The sequence below is a fragment of the Paraburkholderia dilworthii genome (assembly GCF_000472525.1).
In the GTDB taxonomy this organism is placed as follows: Bacteria; Pseudomonadota; Gammaproteobacteria; order Burkholderiales; family Burkholderiaceae; genus Paraburkholderia; species Paraburkholderia dilworthii.
The window spans coordinates 1-5,017 of sequence record NZ_AWZT01000108.1 but is presented as its reverse complement, the minus strand read 5'-3'; the positions used below and the strand labels follow the sequence as shown (position 1 = coordinate 5,017).

Annotated in this window: 5 protein-coding genes; 2 read left to right on the top strand and 3 right to left on the bottom strand. The window is 61.6% G+C overall.

The window, feature by feature from the left end; all coding sequences use genetic code 11:
• The 3 genes from prpC to F759_RS0135075 all read right to left on the bottom strand — a co-directional run.
• Positions 1-1,046 (bottom strand): bifunctional 2-methylcitrate synthase/citrate synthase (gene prpC / locus F759_RS0135085; RefSeq protein ID WP_027803872.1); only part of this gene is annotated, 1,046 nt, incomplete at its 3' end.
• A 25-nt stretch (positions 1,047-1,071) separates the two neighbouring features.
• Entirely contained in the window at positions 1,072-2,070 is a 999-nt protein-coding gene (locus F759_RS0135080; RefSeq protein ID WP_027803871.1) for an HpcH/HpaI aldolase/citrate lyase family protein, read from the bottom strand.
• Between the two features lie 198 nt (positions 2,071-2,268).
• Positions 2,269-3,252, bottom strand: coding sequence for a malate dehydrogenase (locus tag F759_RS0135075; RefSeq protein WP_027803870.1), 984 nt, complete (start codon positions 3,250-3,252; stop codon positions 2,269-2,271).
• A gap of 590 nt (positions 3,253-3,842) precedes the next feature.
• Between F759_RS0135075 and F759_RS0135070 the strand changes: the two genes are divergently transcribed.
• Positions 3,843-4,643 carry a GntR family transcriptional regulator gene (locus F759_RS0135070; protein WP_027803869.1) on the top strand — a complete coding sequence of 267 codons (801 nt, stop codon included), beginning with the start codon at positions 3,843-3,845 and terminating at the stop codon, positions 4,641-4,643.
• Between the two features lie 155 nt (positions 4,644-4,798).
• Positions 4,799-5,017: succinate dehydrogenase (locus tag F759_RS0135065; protein ID WP_027803868.1), on the top strand; the 219-nt coding region annotated here is incomplete at its 3' end.

Genomic DNA, 5,017 nt, shown 5'->3' with positions numbered 1-5,017 from the left:
GCGATAACGAAGAGCGGGGTGAACATCGCCGTCGGCACGCCCATCATGTGGTACGACACGGCGCTGAACCAGTCGAGATTGGGAAACATCTTTTTCACTTCGGCCATGACTGTTTCAAGGCGCTCGGCGATATCGAACAGTTTCGTGCTGCCCGCTTCTTTCGACAGCTTCTTCGCCACTTCCTTGATGACCTTGTTGCGCGGGTCCGAGATCGTATAGACCGGATGACCGAAGCCGATCACCACTTCCTTGTTCTCGACGCGCCTGCGGATATCGCTTTCCGCGTCATCCGGCGTCTGATAGCGCGACTGGATTTCGAACGCGACTTCATTCGCGCCGCCGTGCTTCGGTCCGCGCAGTGCGCCGATTGCGCCGGTAATCGCCGAATAGATGTCCGATCCTGTACCGGCAATCACGCGACCCGTAAACGTCGATGCATTGAACTCATGCTCGGCGTACAGGTTCAGCGACACATGCATTGCATCGACCCACGACTTCGGCGGTTCGACGCCATGCAGCAGATGCAGGAAGTGGCCGCCGATCGAATCGTCGTCGGTCTCGACTTCAATGCGTTTGCCGTTGTGCGAATAGTGATACCAGTACAGCAGCATCGAGCCGAGCGAGGCCATCAGCTTGTCGGCGATATCGCGCGCGCCGGGCAGATTGTGGTCGTCCTTCTCCGGCAGCACGGTGCCGAGCACCGACACGCCGGTGCGCATCACATCCATTGGATGCGCGGCGGCAGGAATCCATTCGAGCGCGGCCTTGACGTTCGCGGGCAGGCCGCGCAATGCCTTGAGTTTCGTCTTGTACGCAGTCAGTTCGGCCTGCGTCGGCAGCTTTTCGTGCACCAGCAGATACGCGATCTCCTCGAATTCGCAGTTGCCCGCAATGTCGAGAATGTCGTAGCCGCGATAGTGCAGATCGTTGCCCGTCTTGCCGACCGTGCAGAGCGCGGTGTTGCCTGCGGTCACGCCGGACAGCGCAACCGATTTTTTCGGTTTGAATGCGCCTTGTGCGCCGGCGGTTTGCGTTGTCTCGCTCATCTCCCGCACTCTCCTGTTTGTTTGCTCATTGCGCGACTTCCCCGAAAAGCGGCGCTGCATCTTGCGGAACGGCGCGGCCGGTGGATCGCGCGCGACGCAGCACCGACCAGTAGTAACGGTAGCTCGCGCGGTCGTGCAACGTGTCGTGATGGCGCGTGGGCCCCCATTGCGCGGACTGTGCGGCCAGCAGAATTTCGGTGGCGGTCGCGATCTCTTCGTCGCGCGGCGCGAACGCGGCCACAATCGCCTCGATCTGTGCGGGGTGAATGCTCCACATGCGTGTGTAGCCGAACTCGTTGCGGGCCCTAGCGGCGTCGCCCGCGACCACGCTCATGTCGCGCACTTCGGTGCTGACGTTGTGCGACGGCACCTTGCCGTACGCATGACACGCAGCCGCGATCTCGAGCTTCGCGCGTCGCACCAGCGGATGATCGAACTGGCCGGGCGAGCGCATGGCGGTATCGGGAATCGCGCCGTCGTGCGCGGAGACGAAGTCCATCAGGCCGAAGCTCAATGCTTCGACGCCGGGCAATGCGGCGAGCTCAAACACGCGCGTGAGCGCACCGTGAGTTTCCACCAGCAATTGCGCTGGCACCGGCTTGGCGATGCCTAACTCACGCCGCGTGGCCTCGATGAACGCCACCATTTCGGCGGCGTCGGGCACGCTGCGGATCTTGGGCAGCGTGATGTAAGCAGGCGCACGCCTGGCCGCGCGCAGAATGAGGCGGACGTCGTCGCGCCAATGGGCGTGGTCGAAGTCATGAATCCGCACGCCGACGCGGCCAAAGCGGTCGTGCTCGCCGCCGAGCAGCGACGCGACCAGGTCCGCATGCTCCGCTTCATGGCCGACCTGGGCGCCGTCTTCACAGTCGAGCGTGACGTCGAACACGGGGCCAAGCTGCTGCTGCAACGCGAGCGATTTCAGCATCAGCTTTTCACTGCCGGCGTAGTGATCGCAGGCAGGCAGCACAGCGGGCGGCACTTCGCCGTCAAACAGCACTTCGGCGGGTGTGAGGGCGCGCATCTTCGGCGTCAGGGGCGTGGGTTTTGTTGAGGAAAAACCGATTCGGCCGCGCTCTGTCTGGTCGTGCAGGCAGACAGGCAAAACGCGTTCGGATCAGGCGCGAACCGCACAGATCCGTCGATCTGCGGGATTCGCACGAAAAAAACCGGAACCCGCTGCGATGAAGCTACGGAGTTCCGGTTGCTCTGCATCAGGTGCTTAGCCGAGTAGATGCTGAACGCCTTCGCGCTCTTCCAGCAGTTCCTGCAGCGTGCCGTCCATCTTCTCGCGCGAGAACGCGTCGATTTCCAGGCCTTCCACGCGCTTGTATTCGCCGTTTTCGCAGATCACCGGCACACCGTAGACGATGTCTTCAGGGATGCCATACGAACCGTCCGACGGGATACCCATAGTGACCCACTTGCCGTTCGTGCCGAGCACCCAGTCGCGCACGTGGTCGATTGCAGCGTTAGCCGCCGATGCCGCCGACGACAAACCGCGCGCTTCGATGATCGCCGCGCCGCGCTTGCCGACGGTCGGGATGAACGTGTTGCGGTTCCATTCGTCGTCGTTGATCAGCTTGGTCAGGTCCTGGCCTTCTGCGGTCGCGAAGCGGAAGTCGGGGTACATGGTCGGCGAGTGGTTGCCCCACACAGCCAGCTTTTCGATCGATGCGACCGGCTTGCCCGACTTGGCGGCCAGTTGCGACAGCGCGCGGTTGTGATCCAGGCGGAGCATGGCGGTGAAGTTCTTCTTCGGCAGGTCCGGTGCCGACTTCATCGCGATGTAAGCGTTGGTGTTGGCCGGGTTGCCGACCACCAGCACCTTCACGTCGCGGCTCGCGACTTCGTTCAGCGCCTTGCCCTGAACCGTGAAAATTTCAGCGTTCGCCGACAGCAGGTCCTTACGCTCCATGCCCTTCGAACGCGGACGCGCGCCGACCAGCAGGGCGACGTCGGCATCCTTGAATGCGACCTTCGGGTCGTCCGTGATCACGACGCCCGACAGCAGCGGGAATGCGCAATCATCCAGTTCCATCACGACGCCTTTGACGGCGCCTTGCGCTTGCGGCAGGTCGAGCAGCTGCAGGATAACTGGCTGATCCTTGCCGAGCAGATCACCATTGGCGATGCGGAACAGCAGGGAGTAAGCAATTTGACCTGCGGCGCCGGTGACGGCAACGCGCTTTGCGGGCTTAGCCATTGAGAAATCTCCAGGACGATGCGTTAGACGCTAGGGAAAACGCCATTCTATATGCGCGTTCCTCGAAGCGTTGTGAAACACGGCGGAATTCACTGTTCGCGGACGGCCCGCTGTCGGCCCATTAATTGCGGGCCGAAGCGGCGCTGCGGCGAGACCGCCGTGCCGGAAACCTGTACTGCCGAGCCATCTCAAGCCAGCGTTTGACGCGGATTCCGCCCACGTACGGAAACTTCCTGCGGGCCGGTGCTTTCTTGAGAGAGCGGGAGCGGACATCGGGGCGCCTGCGTAGCCGCCGCACGGTGCGGGCTCCTGCAAACAGCGCGTTTCGGCAAGCGTCTGACCAACGAACGGCGGCGAATCGAAACCTGGATTGCGTGGGAACAGCATGGTGCAGAGCGGCTGCCGGTGCGTCGCGGCGCTACGAAACAGATGGAGATCGCAACCGCCTGAAAAACCCGCAAACCCTTGCTCGACAGGGAGTGTAGGAGTCGGCAGACGCAAAGTCAACCCTATCTTATGTCTTATATAAGACACATCTATGGCGGGAGAAATGCTGGACGCAGCCCAGCCCTTTATGATGAAATGCGCGGATGAATTCGAACCCGGCCAACACCACGAATCCAGGCGGTCAAACGGCTGCGGGCGAAGGTGTATCCGCGGCCGTCCCTGCTGCGTCACCCACTTTCAGTCCTCTGTATCAGCAGATCAAGGGGCTGATAACGCAGAGTCTCGAAAGCGGCGAATGGAAGCCGGGCGAGATCATTCCTAGTGAAGTCGAATTGGCGGCGAGATACAAGGTCAGCCAGGGCACGGTGCGCAAAGCAATTGACGAACTGGCCGCCGAAAATCTGCTGGTGCGTCGCCAAGGTAAGGGCACGTTCGTTGCGACGCACAACGAAGATCGCGCGCAGTTTCGCTTTCTCCGGTTACTGGCCGATGACGGCGCCGAACATCCACATGTAAGCCGCCTGCTCGAGTGTCGCCGTTTGCGTGCGTCGGCCGATATTGCCCGGCAACTCGACCTGAAGCCGGCCGATCCCGTGGTGTTGATCAAGCGTCTGCTGCAGTTCGACGGCGAAGTCACCGTGCTCGACGAAATCTGGCTGCCTGGCGCCGTGTTTCGCGGACTCACGCTTGAGCGGCTGTCGGAGTACAAGGGTCCCCTTTACGCGATGTTCGAGACGGAATTCGGCACGCGCATGATCCGCGCCACGGAAAAAATCCGCGCGGTCGCGGCCGATCCCTCGGTGGCCGACCTGCTGCACGTGCCGCCCGGCTTCCCGCTGCTGTCGGTCGAACGCGTGTCCTATACCTATGGGGACCGGCCGGTGGAAGTCCGGCGAGGTTGGTATGTCACAACCGGCTATTACTATCAGAACGATCTCAGCTGAATTGGGCTGAATGAGGGCGCGGCGTCCCGCACGCGCGCCTTTTGACGGCGCCTTTATTGCGCGTGCTGTAACGGACCTGTCGGGGTTTTCGCTGCAGCGCGATATGAAAAGGCGCTAAAATCGCGGATTAGTGTGACTACAAGTAGGGGTCTAGCATGGCTGAAGCCGTAAAAAAACCGAGGCCGGAATTCCGGAACATCGGTATCGGGCAGATATTGACGGCGTATCGCCTGCCGCTGGCGGGGCGCGTGTCGATCCTGCATCGCCTGAGCGGGGGTCTGCTGTTTGTTTTTCTTCCGTTCCTGCTGTACCTCTTCGACCAGAGCCTGACTTCCGAACTGAGCTTCGAGGTCTTCAAGGGCTTTCTCTCCAAC